Source organism: Actinomycetospora sp. CA-053990 (assembly GCF_050948445.1).
GTDB classification, from domain to species: Bacteria; Actinomycetota; Actinomycetes; order Mycobacteriales; family Pseudonocardiaceae; genus Actinomycetospora; species Actinomycetospora callitridis.
Genome location: NZ_CP192043.1, coordinates 5380299 through 5404052, shown reverse-complemented (window position 1 = coordinate 5404052; position 23754 = coordinate 5380299). Strand labels below are relative to the sequence as shown.

Annotated in this window: 16 protein-coding genes; 3 read left to right on the top strand and 13 right to left on the bottom strand. The window is 74.4% G+C overall.

Annotated features, from left to right (window positions below):
• Positions 1-139: 139 nt before the first annotated feature.
• The 9 genes from ACQPYN_RS27550 to ACQPYN_RS27510 form a co-directional block, all read right to left on the bottom strand.
• A complete protein-coding gene (locus ACQPYN_RS27550; protein WP_433029841.1) occupies positions 140-2485 on the bottom strand; it encodes an oligosaccharide flippase family protein in 2346 nt (781 codons plus the stop codon).
• Between the two features lie 129 nt (positions 2486-2614).
• Positions 2615-4819 (bottom strand): alginate lyase family protein, encoded by a 2205-nt coding sequence (locus ACQPYN_RS27545; protein ID WP_433029839.1) that lies wholly within the window; start codon positions 4817-4819, stop codon positions 2615-2617.
• Between the two features lie 115 nt (positions 4820-4934).
• Positions 4935-6098: a glycosyltransferase gene (locus ACQPYN_RS27540; RefSeq protein ID WP_433029837.1), complete on the bottom strand. Its 1164-nt coding sequence runs from the start codon at positions 6096-6098 to the stop codon at positions 4935-4937.
• Complete coding sequence (locus tag ACQPYN_RS27535; RefSeq protein ID WP_433029835.1) at positions 6076-7278, bottom strand: glycosyltransferase; 1203 nt, start codon at positions 7276-7278, stop codon at positions 6076-6078. Before ACQPYN_RS27535 ends, ACQPYN_RS27540 begins: the two co-directional genes overlap by 23 nt.
• A gap of 19 nt (positions 7279-7297) precedes the next feature.
• Complete coding sequence (locus ACQPYN_RS27530) at positions 7298-8416, bottom strand: glycosyltransferase family 4 protein (protein WP_433029833.1); 1119 nt, start codon at positions 8414-8416, stop codon at positions 7298-7300.
• On the bottom strand, positions 8413-9999 hold the full coding sequence (locus tag ACQPYN_RS27525; RefSeq protein ID WP_433029831.1) for an O-antigen ligase family protein: 1587 nt from the start codon (positions 9997-9999) through the stop codon (positions 8413-8415). Before ACQPYN_RS27525 ends, ACQPYN_RS27530 begins: the two co-directional genes overlap by 4 nt.
• Positions 9996-12488 carry a hypothetical protein gene (locus ACQPYN_RS27520; RefSeq protein ID WP_433029829.1) on the bottom strand — a complete coding sequence of 831 codons (2493 nt, stop codon included), beginning with the start codon at positions 12486-12488 and terminating at the stop codon, positions 9996-9998. Before ACQPYN_RS27520 ends, ACQPYN_RS27525 begins: the two co-directional genes overlap by 4 nt.
• A gap of 136 nt (positions 12489-12624) precedes the next feature.
• Positions 12625-13821 carry a glycosyltransferase family 4 protein gene (locus ACQPYN_RS27515; protein ID WP_433029827.1) on the bottom strand — a complete coding sequence of 399 codons (1197 nt, stop codon included), beginning with the start codon at positions 13819-13821 and terminating at the stop codon, positions 12625-12627.
• Positions 13802-15127, bottom strand: a complete 1326-nt coding sequence (locus ACQPYN_RS27510) for a nucleotide sugar dehydrogenase (protein ID WP_433029825.1) — start codon at positions 15125-15127, stop codon at positions 13802-13804. Before ACQPYN_RS27510 ends, ACQPYN_RS27515 begins: the two co-directional genes overlap by 20 nt.
• Before the next feature lie 234 nt (positions 15128-15361).
• Between ACQPYN_RS27510 and ACQPYN_RS27505 the strand changes: the two genes are divergently transcribed.
• Both ACQPYN_RS27505 and ACQPYN_RS27500 read left to right on the top strand, forming a co-directional pair.
• Complete coding sequence (locus ACQPYN_RS27505; protein ID WP_433029823.1) at positions 15362-16486, top strand: GNAT family N-acetyltransferase; 1125 nt, start codon at positions 15362-15364, stop codon at positions 16484-16486.
• A 97-nt stretch (positions 16487-16583) separates the two neighbouring features.
• Positions 16584-17549 (top strand): polysaccharide deacetylase family protein, encoded by a 966-nt coding sequence (locus ACQPYN_RS27500; protein WP_433029821.1) that lies wholly within the window; start codon positions 16584-16586, stop codon positions 17547-17549.
• On the opposite strand, the gene galE is transcribed toward ACQPYN_RS27500, so the two are convergent.
• From galE to ACQPYN_RS27485, 3 genes are all read right to left on the bottom strand, one after another.
• Positions 17524-18504: a UDP-glucose 4-epimerase GalE gene (gene galE / locus ACQPYN_RS27495; RefSeq protein ID WP_433029819.1), complete on the bottom strand. Its 981-nt coding sequence runs from the start codon at positions 18502-18504 to the stop codon at positions 17524-17526. The genes ACQPYN_RS27500 and galE overlap by 26 nt on opposite strands.
• Positions 18505-18509: 5 nt before the next feature.
• Positions 18510-19889 (bottom strand): glutamate-1-semialdehyde 2,1-aminomutase, encoded by a 1380-nt coding sequence (locus tag ACQPYN_RS27490; RefSeq protein ID WP_433029817.1) that lies wholly within the window; start codon positions 19887-19889, stop codon positions 18510-18512.
• A gap of 397 nt (positions 19890-20286) precedes the next feature.
• Positions 20287-20619: a hypothetical protein gene (locus tag ACQPYN_RS27485; protein ID WP_433029815.1), complete on the bottom strand. Its 333-nt coding sequence runs from the start codon at positions 20617-20619 to the stop codon at positions 20287-20289.
• Between the two features lie 262 nt (positions 20620-20881).
• On the opposite strand from ACQPYN_RS27485, the gene ACQPYN_RS27480 reads away from it, so the two are divergent.
• On the top strand, positions 20882-21871 hold the full coding sequence (locus ACQPYN_RS27480) for a hypothetical protein (protein WP_433029813.1): 990 nt from the start codon (positions 20882-20884) through the stop codon (positions 21869-21871).
• On the opposite strand, the gene ACQPYN_RS27475 is transcribed toward ACQPYN_RS27480, so the two are convergent.
• The gene (locus tag ACQPYN_RS27475) at positions 21840-23537 is read right to left on the bottom strand and encodes a methyltransferase domain-containing protein (RefSeq protein WP_433029811.1); all 1698 of its coding nucleotides are present in this window, start codon (positions 23535-23537) and stop codon (positions 21840-21842) included. The genes ACQPYN_RS27480 and ACQPYN_RS27475 overlap by 32 nt on opposite strands.
• Positions 23538-23754: the final 217 nt, after the last annotated feature.

The window sequence follows — 23754 nt, the reverse complement described above, 5'->3', positions numbered from 1 at the left end:
CGCTCGACGGGGTGCGGATGGGATCGCTGCTGGCCGTCCCGCCCGACACCGACATCGCGGGCCTGCGCGACCCCGACGTCCGCAAGATCGCCGAGGCCATGCGCACCTACGGCGCCTACGTCGTCGACGACACCTCCGGTCAGAGCACGAACTCGCTGTCGGTGCAGGCCGGCGCCGAGAAGGAGCTGCCGAACATCGACTCCGACGAGATGAAGGAGCTGTTCGGGATGCTCGACCTCGTCGACAACAACACCGCCACGACCCCGGGCGGTGGTCCGCTGGGCAGCCCGCGCCGCGCGGCGTGCGCGGGCCCGTTCGCCGACGGCACCGGCGGCGCGCCGCCGGGGTGCTGAGCCGGCGGGTGGGTGGTCAGGACCCGTCGGGTGGCGGGTCCTTGCGGCCCTGGCGCCGGGTCACCACCGACACGAGGCGCCGGGAGCGCCCTCCGTGGCCGTTGCCGTTCCCGTTCGCCTTCCCCGGCGGCGCGGCCGGGGCGGGCTCGACGGCCGTGGTCGGGGCGTCGAGCGGGGACACCGGCTCGCTCAGGGCGGTGGTCGGGGCGTCGAGGAGCGGGCCGTGGGGCGGTGCGCTGGGCGCCCCGTTGCCGGCGGCACCGGGGGCGGCGCCCCGACGGGGACGGGGGCCGCGGCGGTGGGCCGGGACGCGGGGCCGGGCGCCGGACGGGGACGTGGTCGGTGACGTCGTCGACCATGAACGGCAGGCGCAGGACGACGGTCGGCGCGTCGAGCAGGTCGCGGCGCCAGCCCTCGATGGCGTCCTCGGCGTCCGGCTCGGCGGCCTCGGCGCCCTCGGTGTCGTCGTCGCCCTTCGACTTCCCCCGGCTGCGGACGGCCGCGAGGACCTCGCGCACGGAGGCCGGGGCGATGAGGAGCAGCACGCCCAGGAAGATCCCGAGCAGCAGGAGCGTCTCGCCGGCGAGCGCGAGCAGGCCCAGCAGGATCGGCAGCTGGTCGGCGTTGACCACCGTCTGCTCGAGGAAGCCGACGGCCACCCCGGCCACGACCGCCGCGATCGTCGGCGGGATGAGCAGGCTCAGGAGCTCGCGCCACGTCACGTTCGCGAGGTCGCGCGCGAGCACGAGGCTGACGAACCCGCCGACCGCCGCGTCGATCGAGACCGCGATGCCGACGCCGAGCAGGCCGTACGGCAGCAGGAGGACGAGGCCGCCGACGCCGAGGACGACCGAGAGCCCGGTGAGGATGTGGATGCGGCGGCTCTTGCCCGCGCCCTTGATCGACTCCATCCCGATCGCGCTCATGGCCGCGCCGGGCCCGTAGCCCGCCATCGCGGCGACGAACAGGCCGGCGGGCCGCCACTGTTCGCCGAGCAGGACCACGATCATCGGCTGGCCGAGGGCGATGAGCACCGCGGAGAACGGGATCGTCGCGATCCACAGCGCGCGCAGGCTGCGCAGGAACCCGTCGTGGAACCGCTTGGCGTCGGAGGCGATGCGCGAGAACGCCGGGAACAGCACGTACGACGCGACCTGGATGATCGCCGTCCCGGGCAGCACGCCGATGCGCCGGCCGTAGCGGTACTGACCGGCGCCGCCCTCGCCCAGACCGCGCCCGATGAGCGTCGACTGGACGAGCTCGCGGGACTTGTCGGTGAGGTTCGAGACGATGAGCGGGAACGAGAACCCGGCCAGCTCGCGCCACACCCGGTAGCTGGGGCGGGTCTTCCCGGGTCGCCACTTGCACATCACCCAGCACGAGATCAGCGTCGCGAGCTGGGAGGCGTAGAGCCCGATCACCATGGCCCAGACGCCGAGCCCCGCCAGCGCGAAGGCCACGGTGACCACCGCGAACGTGCCCGCGGTCAGCGGGTCGACGATGAGGCGGCGCTTGAAGTTGAAGCGCCGCTGCAGCAGCGCCTCGGGCACGTTGACCAGCGAGTGGATGAGCAGCGTGCCGCAGGTGGCCGCGCAGACCAGGCCGACCATCTCGCTGGAGAAGAACATCCCCAGCAGCGGGGCCGCGGCGAGCGCGGCGCCGGACATGAGCACGCCGGTGATCAGGCTCGCCCAGAAGGCCGTCTCCGTCGCCTTCTCGACGTCCTCCTCGCGCTGGATGAGCGCCGCCCGCATCCCGCCGTCGGCGATGGTTACCGCGAAGTTGGCGAGCAGGGTGCCGAGCGTGAAGATGCCGATCTCCGCCGGCGTCAGCAGCCGGGCGACGACGACGGTCTGCCCCAGGGAGATGAGCTGGGTGAACACCAGCGCGATCGCGGCGAACTGGGCGCCCCGGCGCAGTCGTCCGCCGAGGCCGTCGAGCGACGGGTTGTGCTCGTCGGGCTCGTTCACCTCGGGGGTGGAGCCACCCTCGGAGAGCGGGTCCGACGTGGCCTCGGGCATCGCCTCGGCGATGTCCGGCTCGGCGTGCTCCTGCGAGCGGTGGTCACGCGAGCCGGGGTCGCGCTCGGGACCCCGCTCGGGGTGGCCGTCGCTGTCCGGAGGCTGCGTCATGGACCTGTCATCGCCGTCGTGACCCCGGGACCGGACGATCCCGCGGCGCCGCGCCCGGCACGGACGTGGCACCTCATCGTATCGGGGCCGGGAGGACGCTCCCGGATCCCGCGGTGTGCCCCGCGCCCGTCAGGGGGCACCGACGACCGTCTCCCGCGGGCCCGAGGTGCCGCTCCAGCGCACGCGGACCGTGCCGTCGGGGCCGGTCTCGATCGCCGGGGCGTCGACGTCCCCGGCGGCGCCCGCGGCCAGGAGGGTGGCGACGATCACGGGGCCGTCGTCCGGGCTGACCTGCGCGCCGACGAACCAGCACGGCCGGCGGGCCTCGAGGCGGTCGGACCACCAGCCCAGCTCGCCGGCCCCCTCGTCGCCCCCGTACAGCCGCCAGCCGGTCAGCGGCGCCGTCGCGGCGGTGGCGATCCGCAGGACCGGCCGGCCGTCGCGGCGGGCCACGACGGTGTGGTCGTCGGTGTGGTCGTCGGTGTGGTCGTCGGCTCTGTCGTCGACCGTGAGGTCGGGGTGCAGGGGCCAGGTGGTGCGGGCGGGACTCGGACCGCTGAGGACGTCCACCACGAGCACCACGTCGTCGTCCGGCGGGGCGTCGACGACGCGGCGGTGGGTCACCGGGGTGGCCAGGCGCCGGTAGCCGTCGTGCTCGGCGTCGACACGGCCGGCGGGCAGGTCGACGCCGTGGACGCGGACCGTCGCGTGCTCGGTCCAGAGGAACGGTCCGCCCATCACCGACTGGTCGGCGTCGTCGACGGCGACCGTGGCGTGCGCGCGGGTGCTGCGATGCGCGGTGCGCCACTCCGGGTGGGCGAAGTAGCTGCCGGTGCCCGGGTCGCCGACCAGGTCGTGGCCGTCGACGGCGAGCCCGACGGCCAGCGCGTCGGCGTGCCCGTGGGCCGCGATCGCCAGGTAGCCGAGCGGGCCGATGTCGACGGTCACCCGGCGGTGCCCCGCGCGCAGGATCGCCAGCCCGCCGTCGGGGGCGTACGCGGACCCGGGCTCCCAGGCGAGGTCGGCGCCGGACTCCGCTCCCAGGCGGGTCGCGATCCACGCCGAGGTGAGGTCGGTCGTGCCCGCGCGGCGGGCGGCCGGGAGGCCCGTGAGGGCGGCGGCGAGCGCGAGGTGCGGGCGGACCTCGCGGGTCGGGGCCGGGTCGAGGCGCAGCGCGAAGCCCTCGTCGTCGTCCCCCGTGCGCGGGGTGGGGTCGCCGGTGCCGACGAGGTCGGCGAGGTGCGCCGCCGACCGCCCGAGCGCCGCGAGCAGCGTCCCGTCCGCCGGCGCCGGGACGTGCGCGGGACGCAGGCGGCGCAGCAGCGCCACGACGGCGAGCAGCTCGGCGGTGAAGACCTGGTAGCCGACGGCCTGCTCGGCGCCCACGCCGTCGGGAAGGATCTGGCGGTCGGCCTCGACGGCGAGGGCGGCGACGGCGTCGCGCTCCCAGCGGGCCGACGCGGCGAGCTCCGGCAGCAGGATCGCCACCGTCGCGAGGCCGGCGAGCTCGCCGACGAGGTGGTTGTTCGCCGAGCTGTGCTTCGAGCGGTCGCGCCAGCAGCGCCGCGCGCCGGCCGCGAGCATGCGCACCGCCCGCGCGTAGCGCCCCGGGGTCAGCGCCGGGTGGTCGGCGAGGCCCTGGAGCGCGACGAGCACCGAGATCGCCCGCACGCCCACCTCGAACGCCCCGCGCCAGGCGATGCCGCGCCCGGGCGGGTTGGCGGTGATCCACGCGTCGAGCTGGTCGAGGGCCTCGGTGCCGTAGCGCTCGTCGCCGGTCAGGAGCCAGGCCTCGGCGAGCCAGGGGAGGTGCTGGAGCCGGTTGAGCTCCCAGATCCACTTGGGGTCGCCGTGCCCGGCGCGGTGGTTGATCGCGTGCGACGGCAGGTCGGGCCAGTGCACGCCCGAGAGCGGGTCGTACGACCAGTCGATCGGGCCCGGGTAGTGGGCCTCGGGGTGCGCGAAGAACGTGAACCGGTGCTCGAGGACGCGGTCGGCCGCGGCGAGCAGCTCCTTGACCGCCTCGGGCTGCGCGGCGGCGACGGCGGTCGCGGTGTCGCGGTCGAGCAGGACGGGACGCCCGGTGCCGGCCCGGAAGTCGTCGAGCATGGCCGCCCAGTCGGGGTCGGCGTCTCCCTCCCGACGGGTCGAGCTCCGCTGCGCTCCGTCTCCCAGCAGCGTGGCGTCATCGGGCTCGCGGTCCCCGGTGACCCGCCGGGCGGCCGTCGCGCCGACCGTCAGCGCACGGTCCGCGACCTCGCGCGGGCCCATCGACTGCAGCCGCCGGGCGTACCAGGTGAGCTTGGCCGGGGCGAGTGAGCGCAAACCGGGCATGGGGAAACGGTAGGCGGAGCCCCGAACGTGGCCCCGTCGGGGCCCCGAGCGGCGTGATCAACGGGGAGTTCGCGCGCGTAGAAGCAGCGAACCGCGCGTTCGCTCCGAGACCCCGCTAGCGCCGAGCCACCGACTCGACCATCTCGGTGAACGCCGCGGCGGTGTTCTCGACGGTGAACTCGGCGCGGGCGCGCGCCTGCGCGCGACGCCCGAGCTCGGCGCGCAGCGCGGGGTCGTCGGCGAGCCGCGCGAGGCGCTCGGCGAGCCCCTCGGCGTCGCCGGAGGGGACGAGGAAGCCGTCGACGCCCTCGGTGACCTGGTCGCGCAGCGCGCCGACGTCGGTGGCCACCACCGGCAGCCCGGCGGTCATCGCCTCGATCACCGAGATCGGGACGCCCTCGTGCACCGAGGACAGCGCGAACACGTCGCCGGCCGCGAGCAGCCGCGGGACGTCGCGGCGCAGCCCGAGGAACGTCACCGACTTCTCCAGACCCCGGTCCGCGACGAGCGCCTCGAGCTCCTCGCGCCGCCTGCCGTCGCCGACGACGACCAGCCGGAGGTTCGGGCGGTCGGCGCGGGCGATCGCGTCGACCATGACGTCGTGCGCCTTCTGCCGGCTCAGCCGCGCCACCATGAGCACCACGACGTCGTCGTCGGCCACGCCCAGCTCGGCGCGCACCTCGGCGCGGCGCCCCGGCGGCACGGGCTCGGGCGCCGGGATCCCGTTGGGGACGACGTACTCGCGCGCCCGGCTGCGCCAGGAGGCGCCCACGCCCTCCTCCTCGTGCAGGTAGCGGCCCTGGCTGGGGGCGAGCAGTGCCAGCCCCGAGCTCAGGAACAGCGTCTCGACGACGTACCGCGGCAGGACGCGGGAGCCGACACGGGTGAGGTCCATGTCGTGGGCGGCGACGACCGAGCGAGCGCCGGCCAGGACCGCCGCGATCCGCGCGAGCGTCAGCGCCGCCCGATGGTGGTGCGAGACGACGACGACGTCGGTGCGGCGGCGCCGGAAGTGGGCGACGAGCCGGGGGATGCGGCCGAGCCCCGCGCGATCGAACTGGCCACCGCGGGGCAGCGTCGTCACCCCGTCGGAGACCTCCCGGAAGTCGTCGGCCAGCGGGCCGGCCTCGCGCAGGCAGACGACGTCGGTGACGACCCGGCGCGGGTCGAGGTGGCCGAACGTGTTGCGCAGGACGATCTCGGCGCCGCCGACCGCGGCGACGTCGAGGACGAGGGTGACCCTGACCGGGCCGGCCTCAGCGCCCGGTCGCGAGGGCATCGGTCTCCCGGACGGGTCGGCCGGCGGTCTCCTCGATGACGGCCTGCGCGCGGTCGATCGAGCGCTGCAGGGTGAACTCCTCGCGCACCCGGCGGCGGCCCGCGAGCCCCATGGCCCGGGCGCGGGCCGGGTCGCCCAGCACGTCGAGGAACGCGGCGGCCAGCGCCTCGGGGTCCTCGCGGGGCACGACGCGGCCGGTGACGCCGTCCTCGATCATCTCGGGCACCCCGCCGACGGCGGTGCACACCGCCGGCAGCGAGGCGCTCATCGCCTCGAGCACCGACATCGGGAAGCACTCGACGGTCTTGCTGCTGAGCGTGAAGACGTCGAACACCCGCAGCAGGCGTGGCACGTCGTCGCGGTGGCCCAGGAACAGCACCCGCTCGCGGAGGCCGAGCTCGTCGACCAGGGCCTCGAGGCGCGGGCGCTCGCGACCGTCGCCGGCCAGCAGGAGCTTCACGTCGGCCCGGGCGTCGGCCACCCCCCGGAAGGCCCGCAGCAGCGTCGCCTGGTCCTTCTCCGGGCGCATGACCGCCGCGGTGCCGATCACCAGCTCGTCGTCGGCGATGCCCAGCTCGTGCGCGAGCGCGGTGTCGCGGCCGGAGGCCTCCGGCGTCGTGAACCCGAGCTGCGTGCCGTTGTGCACGATGCGGACCTTGTCGGCGTCGTGGCCGAGCTCGCCGGTGATGTAGGGCGTCTGGGCGTGGGCGACGCCGTAGACGGCGTCGGTGACCTTGGCCAGCACCCGGTCGACGGTGCGGCGCAGGCGGCTGTGCGGGACGACGTCGCCGCAGTTGTGCACCCACACCGCGAGGCGCGGCACCCCGGCCAGCACGCCGGCGATGCGCCCGAGGGTCTCGGCGTTGAAGCCGCGCAGGATCACGACGTCGGGACGCTCGCGGCGCAGGTGGCGCACGAGGTCGACGAGCAGGCCGGGGATGTTGCGCTTGCCGCGGTGCAGCTCGACGGTGGGGAGGCCGGCGTCCCGGACGGTGGCCAGGTCGGTGCCCGGGCCGCCCTGCTGCTGGAGGCAGAGCAGCGAGCCGGCGAAACGCTCGGGGTCGAACCCCGTGAGCAGCGTGGCGACGTGGCGCTCGGCCCCGCCGACGGCCATGTGCGGGACGACGAAGAGGACCCGCAGCGGGCCCTCCGTCTGGACCGGACGTCGGGGCCGTCTCACTGCGCGACCGTTCCGTCGATCATGTATCCGAGCGTAGCGAGGGGGACGACACGGGCCCCCGAGCCCTCTGTCCGCGCCCGGACAGGACCTCGTGATAGATGCCCTCGATGCGTGCCGCCACGGCGTCGGCGGCGAACTCGGACCGTGCTCGGGCCGCACCGGCCTCGCCCAGCGCGCGCCGGCGGCCCTCGTCGGCGAGCAGGTCGCCGAGCGCGTCGGCCAGCGCCCCCGCGTCGTGCGAGGGCACGAGCAGCCCCTCGACGCCGTCGGAGACGATCTCGGGGATCCCGCCGACCCGGGTCGCGAGCACCGCGAGCCCCCGCGACATGGCCTCGAGCACCACCATCGGCTGGCCCTCGTTCTCCGAGGGCAGCGCGAGGACGTCGGCGTCGGCGAGCAGCGCGTCCACCTGGGCGGTCGAGAGCCAGTCGTGCACGGTGACCGAGTCGGCCACGCCCAGCTCGCGGGCCGTCGTGCGCGCCCGCTCGTGCTCGCCGTCGCCGGCCATCGTGAGGTGGCCGCTGCCCGGGCCGACCTTGGCCCAGGCCTCGAGCAGCGCGAACGCGCCCTTCTTGTCCCAGATGCGCCCGAGGAACACGACGTGCGGTGCCGCGCCCGCGGGCCGCCGGGTGACCGGGGAGATCGGGACGGGGTTGGGCAGCGAGGTGAGGCGGGCGTCCGGGGCGATCGCGGCGAGCCGGCTGCGCATCAGCTCGCCGAGCGCGATCACCACGTCGGCGCGCGTCAGCGTCGCGGCGATGACCCGGCGCAGCGGCGCGGGCGCGCGGTCGTGGAAGAGGTGGAAGCGCCCCGAGTGCACGTGCAGCACCACCGGCACCCGCAGCAGGTACGCGAGCCAGGCCAGCGCGGCCTTGCGCACGAAGCTGCCGGCGGACGACATGTGGATGTGCACCAGGTCGGGTCGACGCAGCACCATCTCGGCCGCGTAGCGCACGAGGCCGCGGGCGAAGGTCAGCGCCTTGGTGGCCGACGAGCCGTCGCGGTGCGTGGCGACGTGCCGGACGCCCCACCGCTCCCAGAGCCCGGTCGCCGACAGCGTCCGCACACAGGTGGCGATGCCGCCCTGGGTGGTCGTGCTGGTGGAGACCCAGAGGGTGCGCGGGGGACGTCCCGTCACGGGGCCCCCACGAGGCCACCGCGCCCCCGGGTGGTGCCGCCGGACGTGCCGGCCTCGTCCCGCGGGTGGGCGTCGTACCAGGCCGAGACCTCGTCGGGGGTCATGCCGCCGGGCAGTCCGCCCCCGGCCGCGCCCGGGCGGGCGGTGAACCGGTCGGCGTTGAAGCGGTCGAGCTGGCCCACGACCATGCCGGCGTAGAGGAACGGGATCATGCTGGCGAAGTCGAGGACGCGCAGGTCGACGGTGATGCCGTTGACCACCAGGACCGTCATCGCCATCCCGCCGACCAGGGCCAGCGGGGCGCCGAGGAACGTGTCGCGCGGCAGGTCGTGCATGGCCCGCCACAGCGCCCAGAACACCGTCACGAGGATCGCGAGCCACATGAGCAGGCCCGGGATGCCGAGCTCGGCGCCGATCCCCAGCTCGTTCTCGTGCGAGATGATGCCGAGCCCACGGTTCCAGTCGATCTCCTGCGACCACGTGACGTGCTCGTAGGTGTTGTAGACCTGGAAGCGGCCGATGCCGATGCCGACGAACGGGTGCTCACCGATCGCGCGCAGCGAAGTGGCCATGATGTTGAGCCGGTCGTAGACCTCGTTGGACGACCCGACACCGCCGGCCGACCGGTCGCTCGAGAAGAACGTCGACGCGTTGGCCCCGACGGCCGCGAGCCCGAGCAGGCCCGAGACGACGAAGGCGCGGCGCCACCCGGCGGCGAAGACGATGCCGAGCCCGACCACGACGACCAGCGCGAGCAGCGCGGCGCGGGTGTGGGTGAGGTAGACCGAGTAGGCGAGGATCCCGGAGAGGACCCACAGGCCCCGGCGCATCCACTTCGTGGTGTCCGGGCGCGAGGCCAGGAACAGGCAGACCACGAACGCGATGACCAGGATCATCCCGTTGACGACGGGCTGGTTGAACACCCCGTTCGCGCGGCCCTTCCAGTTCGGCGAGTCGACGATGTACGACGGCCAGACCAGCGACTTCGGCCCGTGGAACTGCAGGATGCTGACCCACGCCGAGTAGGCGCCCATCGCGACCGTGGTCCACAGCAGGTAGCGCACGGAGCGCTCGTCGTCGAGGACGCTCTTGGCGACGATGTAGACCACGATCGGCAGCAGGACGCCGCTGAAGATCCAGCGCCAGACGTCCACGGACGCACCGGTGACCGGGTCGATCGCCTCGTACTCGTGCGGCAGCCACATCGAGAGGACGTTCCAGACGACGTAGACCGTCATCAGCCACTCGATGACCCCGAGCCGGGGCATCTGCTTGGAGCGCTGGGCCACGGCGAGGGCGAGGGCCAGCACCATCGCGTAGAACGCCGGGGTCAGGGCCTCCATCGAGACGAACTCCTTCTGCGCGGTGCGCAGGAAGCTCGAGACGAACACCAGCAGCAGCGCCAGCAGCGGGTTGCTCAGGGCCAGCAGGCCCACCCCGGCCCCGACGGCCAGCGCCGCCAGCAGGATGCCGACGTCGTCCGGCGCCGCGAACGCGAGCCCGAGGACGCCGACGACCGTGATGGCGCCGACGACCAGGTCACGGCGGGACGAGGCGCGGAAGCGCCCCGGGAGCAGGCTCACTTCTCCGTGCGCAGCGTGACCGTGGGGGCGGAGAGCCCGCCGGCCTGCTGCGCGCTCGGGGCCGCGCTGTCCGTGCCCTTGGCGGGGGCACCGTCCTTCGAGGACGGTGAGCCGCCGTTGCCGTTCGGGGTCGCGCCGGAGGACGAGGCGCTCGAGGAGAACCGCGCCGTGCCGACGCGCTTGGCGCCGGGGGGCGAGCTCGGCGACGCCGACGCGCTCCCGGCCTTCGGGCCGGACGACGTGGCCGGCTTCGGCGCCGAGGTGGACGGCCGCGCGGACGCGGAGGGCTGCCCGTTCTGCGGGGCGCCCTGCTGGCCGCCGGCGGGCTGGGGGCCCTTCGGCTGCGGGCCGGCGCCGACGCCGGGCTTCGGGCTCGGCGAGGGCTTGACGCCCGAGCCGCGGCGGGTGTGCACGCTGACGCCGGGCGCGCCCTCGGGACCCGACGGCGCGGGCTGGCCGGGAGCGCCACCGGGGGCCGGCTTGGCGGGAGCCGCCGACGCGGACGGCGACGACGCGCCGCCGGCCGAGGGGCCCGTGCCGCCGGCCGGGGGCTTCGTGCCGCCCTGGGGGCCGCCGGAGCGGTCGCCGGGCTGGCCGCCCGGGCCGGAACCGGGCTGGCCGCCCGGGGAGGGCTTCGCGGCCGGGGACGGCTTCGCACCGGAGGCGGACGTGCCACCCGCCGGCTTGTCGTCCCGGCGCTCCTCGCGCCGCGGCGAGGGACGGTCGACGGGGGCGCCGTTGGAGCCCTTCGGGGCCGGGTTCCCAGCGCCCGCGGGACCGCCGGAGCCGCCGGTCGCGCTGCGCACCGCGGTGCCGTTGGTGGGCTTCGCGGCGCCGTTCACGGGGGCGCCGTTGGTGCCCTCCGGACCGCCCGAGGCCGAGCCGGCCGCGGCACCCGCCGCCGCTCCGGCGGCGCCGGCGCCCATCGCGGCGCGGGCCTCCTCGAGCTTCTCGCGGGAGATCGGGGCCGTGCGGTCGGCCGGCGGGACCTGGGCCGGGCGCCCGGGACCGGGCTGGCCGGCGGGCACGCCCGGACCACCGGCGCCACCGGGGCCACCGGCGGGCGCCGGGCGGGCCTGCGGCGCCGACGGGCCGGCCGGCAGGCGCACCGGCGACCAGGAGCGCTCGGCGAGGAAGCCGGGGTCGACGAGCTGGCTCGGGTTGCGGACGAGCACGACGCCGAGGGCCGTGCCGCCGGCCTGGGCCAGCGCCTCGAGCGCCGCGGAGGCGTCGCGGGAGCGGGTCTCGCCCTCCTCGACCACCAGCAGCGAGCGATCGGCGGCGGAGCAGACGACCTGGCCCTCGACGGACTGCACCGGCGGGGCGTCGATGATCACCAGGTCGGCGAGCATCGAGCCCTGCTGGAGCAGGCGCGAGACGTGCGAGCGGGAGAACAGCGCGAACAGGTCGTCGCGCTTGCTGCCCCGCGGGGACACCAGCAGCGCGCGGCCGTTGGAGAACACCTTGCCGTCGAGACGGCTGTCGCCGCGCTCGGCGAGGAAGTCGGCCACACCGGACATCGAGGCGAGCTCCGACGAGCCGCCGGCGTCGCTCTCGAAGTCGGCCTGGACCAGCAGCGTCGTCTGGCCCTGCAGCGCGCGCAGGCCGGCGAGCGCGACGGCGACCCGGGTCTTCGAGGCGCGCGTCGTGGTGGGGCCGGTGATCGCGAGCGAGCCCGGCACGGGCATGCCGTGCGCGTTGGTGAGGCCCATCAGCGCGCGGAGCATCTCGTTGCGGGCGTTCTCACCCGACTTGCGCTTGCCGCCGACGGCCGCGAGGACCTGGAGGCCGAGGCGGTCGCGGACCTCGTTCGGGGTCACGATGCGGTTCTCGAAGCGGCCCAGGGCCATGGCCAGCAGGGCGCCGAGGAGCAGGCCACCGACCAGGGCGGCGGCGGCGTTGCGGCCCGCGTTCGTGGGGTTGGCGACGACACCGGCGTTGAGCTGCAGGTCCTGCAGCTGGTTGGTGCTCTGGCCCTGGAGGTCGCTGATCTGGCGCTGGAGCGTGCTCACCTGGCTCTGGTTGCCGGCGCCCTGGGCGGCGGCGAGCTGCTGGTTGAGCTCCGCGAGCTGCTGGGCCTGCGCGTCGCCGCCGAGGCTGGAGTTGACGTCGTCGCGCAGGGCGACGGCCATCTTCGTCGCGGCGTCGGAGGCGACCTCGGGGCTGTCCGCGACGGCCTCGATGTAGACGATCGGGCTGGCGGCGGCGATGCGGGCGTTGAGGCCCACCGAGGAGTCGACACCGGCGGTCTGGCGCAGCTGCTGCTGCGACGACGCCTGGTTGAAGTAGTCGGCGTAGCCCTGGGCGAGGACGGTGTCCTGCTCGGGCGCGCGGTCCTGCGAGACGATCGTCAGCGCCGACCGGCCCGTGTAGGTCGATCCCTGCAGGAGCGAGGCCCCCAGCGAACCGGCCGCTGCCACGATGCCGATGACCAGGATCAGCACCCACCGGCGACGGATGCGATCCCACTGGATCTGGAGCGGGCTCATGACGTGCCTTTCCTCGGGTCCTCGGCGTGTCGCTCGGAGCGGCTACCTGCCGGCATCCTAATGTCGAGCGTCGGAGTCTCAGACGTGCTTCGCCCGTCGGAGCGCCTTCGCGCGGGGTCGGCGGCGTGGTTCATGCTCAGCGACCTCGCGTGGCCGATTCGTACGCGGCCAGCAGTTCCTTCTCGGAGTTCGTCCACGAGAGCGGCCCGGAAACCCGTTCCACGCCGATCTCGCCCATCGCCGCGCGGCGACGGGGGTCGTCGAGCAGCTCGGACACCAGGCCCGCGAACTCGCCGACGTCGTTGGGGCGGGCGTAGACCGCCGCCTCGCCCGCCGAGACCCGTGCCTCGACCAGGTCGAACGACACCACGGGCCGCCCCATCGCCATGTACTCCATGATCTTGTTCATGGTGGACACGTCGTTGAGCGGATTGCGCGGGTCGGGGGCCAGGCACACCGACGCCGTGGACAGGTGCCGCAGCACGTCCTCGTCGGAGATGCGCCCGGTGAACGTGACGCGGTCGTCGAGCCCGTAGGCGTGCGACAGCGCGACGACGTCGTCGAACGCGTCGCCGGTGCCCATGAAGACCGCGTGCCAGTCGTCGCGGCGCTCGGCGAGGTCGGCCAGCGCGCGGATCGCGTAGTCGACGCCGTCCTGCGGGCCCATGACGCCGAGGTAGCAGAGCAGGTGCTCGCGACCGCGGGCCAGCGCCGGCTCGGCGTCGCGCAGCCGGAACCGCTCGACGGCCGGGGCGCTGCGGACGACGAAGGTGTCCTCGACCGGCACCCGGCCGCGTCCGGTGGCCACGGCGCGGTAGCTCTCGTTGGTGGCGATGACGGTGTCCGCCGTGCGGTAGGTGCCCCACTCCAGCAGGCGCATCGCCCAGTACATCGAGTCGCGCTTCTCGCGGAAGCGCGAGAGGTAGAGCTCCGGCACGAGGTCGTGCTGGTCGAAGATGATGCGGGCGCCGCGGGCCTTCGCGCGCAGCGCGGGGAGGAACAGCAGGTCCGGCGGGTTGCACAGGTGGACCACGTCGACCGGCGCGCGCTTCTGGATGCGCTTGATCAGCCGGTTGGTGTGCCAGAGGGCGGTGCCGTACTCCTTGAGGTAGCCCTGCGGCCCCCCGGTGGCGGCCACGAGGGGGTAGCGGTGGATCCGGACGCCGTCGATGACGACCTCGGTCTCGGTGTCCCGCTTCGTCCCGAGCGGGCAGATCACCTCGACCTCCCAGCCGTGGCCGGTGAGGGTCTGGCACTCCTGCCAGACCCGCCGGTCGAACGGGACCGAGAGGTTCTCGACGACGATCAGGGCTCTACCAGGCAAGGCCGACATATCCCTCCTGTTGGCGACGCGCCGCCGCGTCCGGGAGCCGGACGAGGTCGATCACGGGCACGGGGGTGCCGTGGCCGAGCGCGGTGCGGACGTCGTCGTCCGCCTTCCCGACGACGAGCACCTCCGCGTGGTCGGTGACCTCGGCGACGGTGTCGACGAGGAGGTCGCGCAGGTGGGGCAGGTGGGCCTCGATGAACGCGCGGTTGGCCCCGAGCAGCGCCGACTCGACGACGGCGGGGTCGTAGATGCGCAGGTCGTAGCCCTTGCCGAGCATCCGCTCGCAGAGCTCGACCAGCGGGCTCTCGCGCAGGTCGTCGGTGCCGCCCTTGAACGCGAGGCCGAACACGCCGACCCGGCGCTTGCCGGTGGCCGCGACGTGCTCGAACGCGCGCTGGATGTGCTCGTCGTTGGACGGCAGCACGTTCTCGAGGATCGGCACCCGGACGTCGTGGCGGCGCGCGGCGTGCACCAGCCCGCGCAGGTCCTTGGGCAGGCACGAGCCGCCGAACGCGAAGCCCGGGCGCAGGTACGCCGGGCTGATGTTCAGCTTCGTGTCCGACAGGAAGATCTCCATGACGTCGTGGGAGTCGACGCCGAGCTCGCGGGCCAGCGCGCCGATCTCGTTCGCGAACCCGATCTTGAGCCCGTGGAACGTGTTGTCGACGTACTTCGTCATCTCCGCCACCGGCGGCTCGACCCGGAACTCCGGGGCCCCGAGGCCGGCGTAGAGGGAGAGCACGGCGTCGCCGCTGGCCGGGTCGAGCTCGCCGACCACGGTCTTGGGCGGGTCGTAGAAGTCCTTGACGCTCGAGCCCTCGCGCAGGAACTCGGGGTTCACCGCGACGCCGAAGTCCTGGCCGGCGATGAGGCCCGAGGCCTCCTCGAGCAGCGGCACGAGGACGCCCAGGCAGGTGCCGGGCAGCATCGTCGAGCGGAAGACCACGGTGTGGCGGCCCGCGCTGTCGTCGCGCGTGGCGAGCGCGCTGCCGATCTCCTGCGCGGCGCGCTGCAGATAGGTGGTGTCGAGGCTGCCGTTGGGCGCCGAGGGCGTGCCGACGCAGATCAGCGAGAGGTCGGTGCCGTGGATGGCGGCGGCGACGTCGTCGGTGACCGTCAGGCGCCCGGAGGCGACGACCTCGCTGATGATGTCGCCGATGCGCTCCTCCACCACGGGGGTGCGGCCTTCGCCGATCATCGCGAGCTTGGCGGGGTTGACGTCGACACCGACGACGTCGTGGCCCTCCGAGGCGAGGCAGGCGGCGCTGACCGTGCCCACGTAGCCGAGACCGAAGACACTGACCTTCATCGCAGGGGGTCCTCGCAGAAGGGTCGGGGTCGCGGCGGGCCGTTGGGGAGCGGATCCGCGCGCCGGGGCCGTTCCACGGTACCGAGGCGTTTCCGGGCCACCGCCGTCGGGCAGTGGACCCGGTCCCGACGCCGAATCTCCGCTCACCGTTCCTGAAGACGTGCGGGAGGGCCGGAGGTTGAGTCGCGGGTCGGCCCCGATGGGGGAACCGGAGCGCCCGTTAGCCTCGGGAACGTGAGCCGTGACGTCGAGATCCTCGCCGACCCCGCCGACGAGCCGGGTCTGGTCGACGAGTGGCGCGCCCTGGCCGAGGCCGCGGGGAACGCGTTCACGACGCCCGAGTGGTACGGCGCCTACGCCCGCCACTACGGCGCCGACGCCCCGCCGTTCGTGGTCCGCGTGCGCGACGCCGACGGCGCACTGGCGGGTCTGCTGCCCCTGTGCCGTTCGGGGCGCACCGTGCGCTTCGCGGGCGCCAACGTGGGCGACCGTTTCGCCCCCGTGGCGGTCGCCGGACGTGAGGCCGAGGTCGCCCGCGCCGCGGCGGGCGCGCTGGGGCGCGAGGCCGTCGTGCTGCACAACGTCGACGCCGGCGCCCCGTGGGTCGGCGCGCTGGGCGAGGGACTGCGCGGGCGGGTCGCGGCGACCCGGCTGCGGGGCAGCGTCATGCCCTTCGTCCCGCTGACCGGTCACACGTGGGACACGTTCCTCGGCGCGCGCAGCCGCAACTTCCGCAGCCAGGTCCGCCGCAAGGAGCGGGCGCTGGTCGACGGCGAGGGCGCGAAGTTCCGCGCGACGGCCGTGCCGGGCGAGGTCCGCGCGGACGTCGCCGAGTTCTTCCGCCTGCACAACTCGCGCTGGGACGAGCGCGAGGGCGGCTCGACGATCACGAGCCCGACGGTGCACGCGTTCCACGAGGACTTCGCGGCCGCGGCGCTGGAGCGCGGCTGGTTGCGGATGTCGTTCCTCGAGGTGGAGGGCACGGCGGTCGCGGCGCTCTACGCCTGGCGCATCGGCGGGCGCTACGCCTACTTCCAGGCCGGCTTCGACACCGCGTGGGCGGACAAGAGCGTCGGCCTGGTGCTCATGGCGCACACGGTCCGCGAGGCCATCGAGGAGGGCGCCGACGAGTACGACCTGCTGCTCGGCGACGAGACCTACAAGGCCCGCTTCGCCACCGACGAGCGCGCGGTCGAGACCCTCGTCGTCGCCGGCGCCCTCGACCCGACGCGTCTGCTGGCACAGGTCGACGCCGGCGTGCGCCGCGCCACCGACGGCCTGTCCCCGGAGCTGCGCGCGCGCCTGCGCGACCTCGCCAAGCCCGTCCTCGCCCGCATGCCGGGGACGCGCTCGCGCTGAGCACCCGCCGGGTGCAAGCCCTGCGTCCACGCTTGCACTGGGTGCGAGGAAAGCCGCTTCGTCGGCGTGCTCCGGGGGGCCGATACGCTCGGTCGCCATGAGTCGACGGCTGCTCGTGCTGGGCTGGCACAACATCGACCCGACGCCCTTCTACCCCGCCGACCCGGGCGCCGGGCGTCGCGGCTTCGAGCGCCAGCTCGCCGCGATCGACCGGCTGGGCACCGTCGTCCCGCTCTCCGAGGCCGTCGACACCCTGGCCGCGGGCGGCGAGCTGCCCCCGCGGGCCGTGGCGCTGACGTTCGACGACGGCTACGCCGACTGGCTCGACGCCGCCGTGCCCGCGCTCGACCGCCGCGGCATGCACGGCACCTTCTTCCTCGTCTCCGACATCCTCTCGGGGCGCATCGGCGCCTGGTGGGAGGAGCTCGCCGACGCGTTCGCCCGCGTCACCGCGCCGAGCCTGGAGTGGGCCGGTCGGACCCACGACCTGTCGACGCCGGCGGCCCGGCGCGCCACACAGGACGCCCTGAAGGACGAGCTCAAGCTCGTCGACCGCGCCACGCGCGTCGAGGCCGTCGCCCGCATCGCCGAGCGCATCGCCCCGCCGCTGTCCACCCAGGCGCCACGTCCGCCGATGTTCCTCGACTGGGACGGCGCGCGGGCGCTCGCGGCCACCGGGCACGGCATCGGGTCGCACACCGTCACCCACCCGATCCTCTCCCGCGAGGACGAGGGCACCCAGCGCCACGAACTCACCGCGTCGCGCCGCGCCCTCGAGGAGGGCCTGGGGCAGACCGTCGACCTGCTCGCCTACCCCAACGGCAACGCCGGCGACTACGACGACCGGACGATGTCCGTGGCGCGCGGTGCGGGCTACCGCGCGGCCATCACCACCCGTCCGGGTCTCGTCGGGCCGAACGAGCCGCCGTTCGCGATGCACCGGATCGTGCTCACGCCGCTCACCGACGTCGGCGAGCTGTTCGGCAAGGTCGCCCGCAAGGGCACGGGCCTCGCTCGCAAGATCACCGACCGTGCGGTCAGGAGCCTGACGCCGACGAGCTGAGGCGCGCCTCCCAGGCCGAGGTGACGATGTCCTCGAGGTCGTGACGGGCGCGCCACCCGAGGCGGCCGGCGATGCGCGAGACGTCGGCGACCACGGCCGCCGGGTCGCCCGGGCGCCGCTCCGCGACCACCGGGTCGACGGGGCGGCCGGCGACGCGGCCCACCGTGGCCATGACCTCGAGCACCGAGAACCCCCGCCCGACGCCGACGTTGAGCGTCTCGGCGCACGGCTCGTCGAGCAGGGCGGTCGCGGCGACGTGGGCGTCGGCGAGGTCGTCGACGTGCACGAAGTCGCGCACGCAGCTGCCGTCGGGGGTGTCGTAGTCGGTGCCGAAGACGGTCGGCGCCCCGCCGCGCGCGACGGCGTCGAGCGCGATCGGCACGAGGTTCGCCTGCCCCCGGTCGGCGAGGCGCGCGTCGCGGGCGCCCGCGACGTTGAAGTAGCGCAGCGCGACGTAGCGCAGCCCGGTGGCGCGGTGCACGTCGGCGAGCAGCCACTCGCCGGCGAGCTTGGTGGTGCCGTACGGGTTCACCGGCTCGCACGGGTCGTCCTCGGCCACCGCGGCGCCCGTCGTCGCGCCGTAGACCGCGGCGCTCGACGAGTACACGAAGCGCTCCACACCGGCGCGCCCGCAGGCCGCGAGGACGCTGCGCAGCCCCTCCACGTTCTCGCGCCAGTAGTACAGCGGGTGCGCGACCGACTCGGGCACGCTCTTGCGCGCCGCGAAGTGCAGGACACCGTCGAGGCGGTGCTCGGTGAGCGTCGCGGCGACCGTGTCCTCGTCGAGCACGCTCGCACGCACGAGGGGGACGTCGTCGTCGACGCGCTCGGTGAGCCCGGTGGAGAGGTCGTCGAGCACCACCACGTCGTCGCCCCGTGCCCGCAGCGCCCGCACGGTGTGCGCGCCGATGTAGCCGGCGCCGCCGGTGACGAGCCAGCGGCCCGTCCCCGTCACCGCCGTCATCGGATCCGGCGGGGGTCGGCGGTGGAGCGCAGCGCCGGCGCGACGGGACGGCCGTCGAGCACCGCGTCGGCGCCGAGCTCGAGCGCGCGCTCGTAGGCGGGCAGCGCCCCGGCGACGGCGTTGACGGTCTGCTCGACGTCGGCGTCGGTGTGGGCCGCCGAGATGACGAGCGACTGCCCGAGGACGCCGCGGCGCAGCAGCTCGCCGAGGAACACCGTCCGCATCTCCTGCGACGGCCGGCCCGAGGCGTCACGGGTGCGGAAGACGAGGCAGGCGGGGTGCCCGACGACGTCGACGAACTCGCCGAGCCCGGCCGCGGCGACGACCTCGTTGCACGCCTCGGCGAGCGTCGTGCCCTGACGGCGCATCGTGGCCACCGGGTCCTCGCGGCGGTAGGCCTCGACGACGGCGCGGAACGCGGTGAGCCCGGCCGTCTCGGGGCCGTGGGTGGTGGAGAGCAGGAAGACGCGGTCGGCGTCGGTGCGCAGCCCGCCGAGCTCCATGAGCTCCCGGCGCCCGGCCAGCGCCGAGACCGGGAAGCCGTTGCCCATCGCCTTGCCCCACGTCGACAGGTCGGGGGTGACGCCGTAGACGGCCTGCGCGCCGCTCGCCGACCAGCGGAACCCGGTGATCATCTCGTCGAAGACGAGCACCGTGCCCTCGGCCGTGCACATCTCGCGCACGCCCTCGAGGAAGCCGGGCGCGGGCTCGTGCAGCGCGGTCGCGGCCTCCATGAACACCGCGGCGATGCGGCCGGGGTGGGCGTCGAAGAGCGCGCGCAGCGTGCCGAGGTCGTTGTAGGTGAAGCCGACGGTGCCCGCGCGGACCGCGTCGGGGATGCCGGCGTTCATCGGGGTGTTGCCGATGAACCAGTCGTCGGTGGAGAAGAACGGCTGGTCGGCGACGGCCACCGTCTCGCGCCCGGTGGCGGCACGGGCGAGCTTGAGAGCCGCGGTCGTGGCGTCGGAGCCGTTCTTGGCGAACTTCACCATGTCCGCGCCCGAGACGAGGCCCAGGAAGTCCTCGGCGGCGTCGACCTCGAGCCGGCTGGGGCGCGAGAAGCTCAGCCCCCGGTCGAGCACCTCGCGCACCGCCGCGTTCACGGGCTCGTAGGCGTGCCCGAGCGTCACCGACCGCAGGCCCATGCCGTACTCGACGTAGGCGTTGCCGTCGACGTCCCAGACCCGTGCGCCCCGGCCGCGCTCGATGATCGGCGTCATGTGCTCGGGGTACTGGTCGGACCCGCGGGCGTAGGTGTGGGCGCCGCCCGGGACGAGGTCGTGCAGTCGCGCCTGGAGGCGGGACGACTCGGCGAACACGGGCTGCGGACCGTCGACGGTCCCGGGATCGGTCGGTGACGACGACACGGACGTCATGGGCCTCAGCTTCCCTGGTGCGACGTGGGGACGATCGACGGGGGTCGCGCGGCGTCGTCGGCGCGGGGCCCCGGTGCACGGACGTCCGACGTCACGCGGGCGTTGCTCCGGCAGGAGGAGCGACGTCCACGGACGGGCCGTCCTCCCATCTTGCGCTGCGCCCCGTCACGACCGTCCGCGGGGCCGCCACCGGATCGGCCGAACCCCCGTCCCCCGGGCAGGACGGGCGTTCGGCGACCTCCACACTGGTCCGCATGGCAGCACCGGCCGCACCTCCCGGAGCAACATCATCCGGGCCGAACGGGCGCCACGCGCGGCTCGAGGACGGGCCCGCGGGGCCGCCCGGCCGCTCCCGCCGTCGCCTCGCGACCTCCCCCGTCCACCGGGGCCCGTGGCCCTACGTCGCGACGCCGGATGCACCCGCCGCGCCGGCCCCCGGCGGACCGGCCCCCGGCGGACCGGCCCCCGGCGGACCGGCCCCCGACGCAGCGAACGGGTATCTCGCTGCTTCTAGGCGCTCGAAGTCCCCGTTGATCACCTTGGCGCCGGCGCCGCCGGCCACCACGACGGTCCTGCCCGGGTCGCCCGCCGCGCCGACCGCGCACACCGGCGTCCCGGGGCTCGCGCCGGTCGCCGCCACGGTCGCCCCGGTCGCCCCGCGGGGTCTCGTGGTGCCGCCGACCGTGCCGCCGCCGGACGCGCCGACGTCGGTCACCCCGACGTCGGTCACCCCGGCATCCGCCGCGCCGCGTGCCCTCGTCCCCGTCGGGGGCCGGCCGTCCCGCCGCCCGCACCCGGCGCGCACGGCCCGCGACCCCCGCGTCGCCCGCCGATCCGTCGCGGCCGCGCGCCGGGGACGCCCGTCGCCGCCTCCCGTCCGGTCTGGGGCCCGCCGCAGCCCGCGCGCTGACCTGCGCGGCGGGCGAGGGGCACGCCGCGCAGGTCGGACGTGCCCCGGCGGCCGGGGCGCCGCGGCTGGCAGAGTCGTGCCGGTGGGCGAGATCGACGTGACGGCGTTCGTCGCCGATCTCGTCCCCGCGATGACGCGCCGGGTGCCCTACCGCCCGCCCGACGAGGACGAGTGCGTAGCGATCGAGGCGCTGGCCGCCGCGCTGGGCCGGGGCGAGACCGCCGACGTCGCGGCGCTGGGTCTCGAGGCCACGGTTTCCGGGAACACGCTCGTGCTCGCCTCCGACCCGACGAGCGAGCGCGCGTGGCTCGTCGTCGTCCTCCGTCCGGGCGTGGTGCCGGACGTCGTCGTCGAGGTGCCGCACCCGAACGCCGACCTCGACACCGAGCTCGTCGGGCTCGCCCTGCGCGACCGCCGTGCCGGTGCCCTCCTGCTCCAGGCCGGGGCGCACCGCATCGCCGGCGCGCCGCCCGAGGCGACCGACCGCGTCGACTGCCCGGCCGACGTGTCGTCCCGTGCCGATGCCCCCTTCTCCCGGGTGGCGTCGGTCCTCACCGCGCGGGGGTTGCCGCAGATCCAGCTGCACGGGTTCGCGGACCGCGACGGCGTCGACGTCGTGCTCTCCCCGGGGGCTGCCGCGGGCGGGCCGCTGCTGGACGCCGTGGAGGCGCGGCTGCGGGCGGCGGGGGAGCGTGTGGGCACGGGGAGGACCCGCGCTGGGCCGACCTCCTGGGGCGCCGCAACGTCCAGGGCCTCGACGCCGCGTCGTGCGGTGCGGCGTTCGTGCACCTGGAGCTGTCCCGGTCGCTGCGCCGCGACCCGGTCCGGCGCGAGGCCGTGGCCGCGGCGCTCGCCGGCGCGCTGGACGACATCCTCGGCGTGTCGCCGAAGTGAGCCTGTGGCGATCCTGGCGTTGAGTGCCAGCGTGGACGCAGGGCTTGCATGTCGGGGCGCCTCGAGCCACCCCGGAATGCAACACGGGGCCGGCCGGGAAGGCCCGGCCGGCCCCGTGCGTCACGGCGTTCGTGCCGCGCGATCCGTCAGCGACGGATGCGGAAGATGCCCCAGCTGAGCTGGCCGCTCTTGCCGCCGTTCACCCAGTTCTTCAGGCCCGTCTTCATGTTCGAGATGTACTCGTCGGAGATGGCGCCCTCGAACTTCGGCTCCGCCGCCTCGAGCTCGGAGAGCACGCGCCCGTAGTGGGTCGTGAGCTGGTCCGTGTGGTCCTCGAAGGTGAAGTCGTTGAAGCCGTGCTTCGCGAACTCCTCGCGGTAGAACCCCGGCGACCCGAGGGTGTCGAGGTGCAGGCGCGCGAGGATCGGCGCGAGCGCCGAGGTGTCCGCGTTGTCGTCGGCCATCGGGTCGGTGAAGACGACCTGACCGCCCGGCACGAGCACGCGGTTGATCTCGGCGACGACCTCACGGCGCTCGCCGGAGTGCAGGAACGCGTCCTGCGACCAGACGAGGTCGTAGTAGTTGTCCTGCACCGGCATGCTCTCGAACGACCCGTCGACGACGTCGACGAGGTGGTCGAGACCCTGCGAGCGGTTCTTCTCGCGGTTCCGGTCGTTCTCGACCTCGGAGAGGTTCAGGCAGGTCACGTGGCAGCCGTAGGTCCTGGCCAGCCAGCGCGCCGATCCGCCGTAGCCCGCGCCCATGTCGAGGATGCGGGTCTCCGCGGTGATGTTCATGCCCTCGGCCATCCGCTCCACCGTCCGCTGCGAGGCGGGGGCGATGGGCTCGTCGGGGCTGTTGTAGAGCCCGACGTGGATGTCCTCGCCGCCCCACACCTCGTGGTAGAAGGTGTCGGCGTCGGTCGAGTTGTAGTAGTCCCGCGCGGTGTGGACCGCGGTCGAGTAGTTCTCGGTCAATTCATCGTCCGGTCGGTAGGTCTTCTCCGCGACATGGATCCAGAAGTCGGGGCTCTCGGTCCCGTAGGTCTCCTGGAAGTCGCCGTACGAATCGATCTTCTGGAACCCGACCTCACGCATGAGCCGGCGCACGTAGTCCTTGCGCAGCGGGAACATGTTGAGGTGGTACACCGAACCGTCGTCGTGGAACGTGTACCGGAAACGGGCGAGCCCGTCGTCGATGTACTCGGGCTCCGCGGTCACGGTGTCGCCGCAGTAGAAGAACTTGTGCTTCGACGAGAAGCCGTTGTCCAGGATCTCGTCGTAATTGCGCTGATCGAGGATCAGGACGCCGTCGTGCTTGAGCATCGCGTAGAACTCGGCCAGCGCCTTGCGGCGGTCCCGTTCGTTGAACAGGTGGGTGAACGAGTTCCCCAGGCAGATGATGGCGTCGTACTCACCGTGGACGTCGCGGTTGAGCCAGCGCCAGTCGGCCTGGACCACGCGCAGGACGTGCCCGTGCTGGCGACCGTTCTGGAAGGCCTTCGCAAGCATCTCCGCGCTGCCGTCGGCGGAGACCGTCTCGAAACCCGCCTTCAGGAGCTGGACCGAGTTGAAGCCGGTGCCCGTCGCGACGTCGAGAACCTTCTCGACTCCCCGGGCACTGAGCTGGTCGATGAAGAACGACCCCTCGCTGGCGGCGCGACCCTCCCAGCCGATGTAGTCGTCCCACTTGTCCACGAACCCTTTGACGTATTCCTCTTGGTAATGGTTCGTGTCTCGGACCTCGTTCGGGTTCTCCCCGAACTCCTGATGAACATCGGCCTCGGTGTAGGTCTCCTCGAGGCCAGCCGCGGTGTCGGGGCTCCGGTCTGCGGCTGTGGTCATGTGTCCTCCGGACGTCGGTGACGCTTCCGGGGAGACGACGCTAGGCAGGCAGGCGCCGAGTCGGAAGCACCAGCAAGGCCGTACGGTCGGCAGAATCGATTCAGCGCGACGTCACACTCTGGGTCGAAAGGCGCCATCGACGCTGCTCCGACCGGGTGCGCGCGCCGGGGGATCTCCGTGACCACATCGTACTGTGACGGCAGCCACGTTTCCCCGG

What these genes read in the sequence shown, in the direction of transcription:
- ACQPYN_RS27550 (WP_433029841.1), bottom strand. Translation starts at nt 2,485, where the DNA reads ATGACGCAGCCTCCGGACAGCGACGGCCACCCCGAGCGGGGTCCCGAG.
- ACQPYN_RS27545 (WP_433029839.1), bottom strand. Translation starts at nt 4,819, where the DNA reads ATGCCCGGTTTGCGCTCACTCGCCCCGGCCAAGCTCACCTGGTACGCC.
- ACQPYN_RS27540 (WP_433029837.1), bottom strand. Translation starts at nt 6,098, where the DNA reads ATGCCCTCGCGACCGGGCGCTGAGGCCGGCCCGGTCAGGGTCACCCTC.
- ACQPYN_RS27520 (WP_433029829.1), bottom strand. Translation starts at nt 12,488, where the DNA reads ATGAGCCCGCTCCAGATCCAGTGGGATCGCATCCGTCGCCGGTGGGTG.
- ACQPYN_RS27515 (WP_433029827.1), bottom strand. Translation starts at nt 13,821, where the DNA reads ATGTCGGCCTTGCCTGGTAGAGCCCTGATCGTCGTCGAGAACCTCTCG.
- ACQPYN_RS27510 (WP_433029825.1), bottom strand. Translation starts at nt 15,127, where the DNA reads ATGAAGGTCAGTGTCTTCGGTCTCGGCTACGTGGGCACGGTCAGCGCC.
- ACQPYN_RS27500 (WP_433029821.1), top strand. Translation starts at nt 16,584, where the DNA reads ATGAGTCGACGGCTGCTCGTGCTGGGCTGGCACAACATCGACCCGACG.
- ACQPYN_RS27490 (WP_433029817.1), bottom strand. Translation starts at nt 19,889, where the DNA reads ATGACGTCCGTGTCGTCGTCACCGACCGATCCCGGGACCGTCGACGGT.
- ACQPYN_RS27475 (WP_433029811.1), bottom strand. Translation starts at nt 23,537, where the DNA reads ATGACCACAGCCGCAGACCGGAGCCCCGACACCGCGGCTGGCCTCGAG.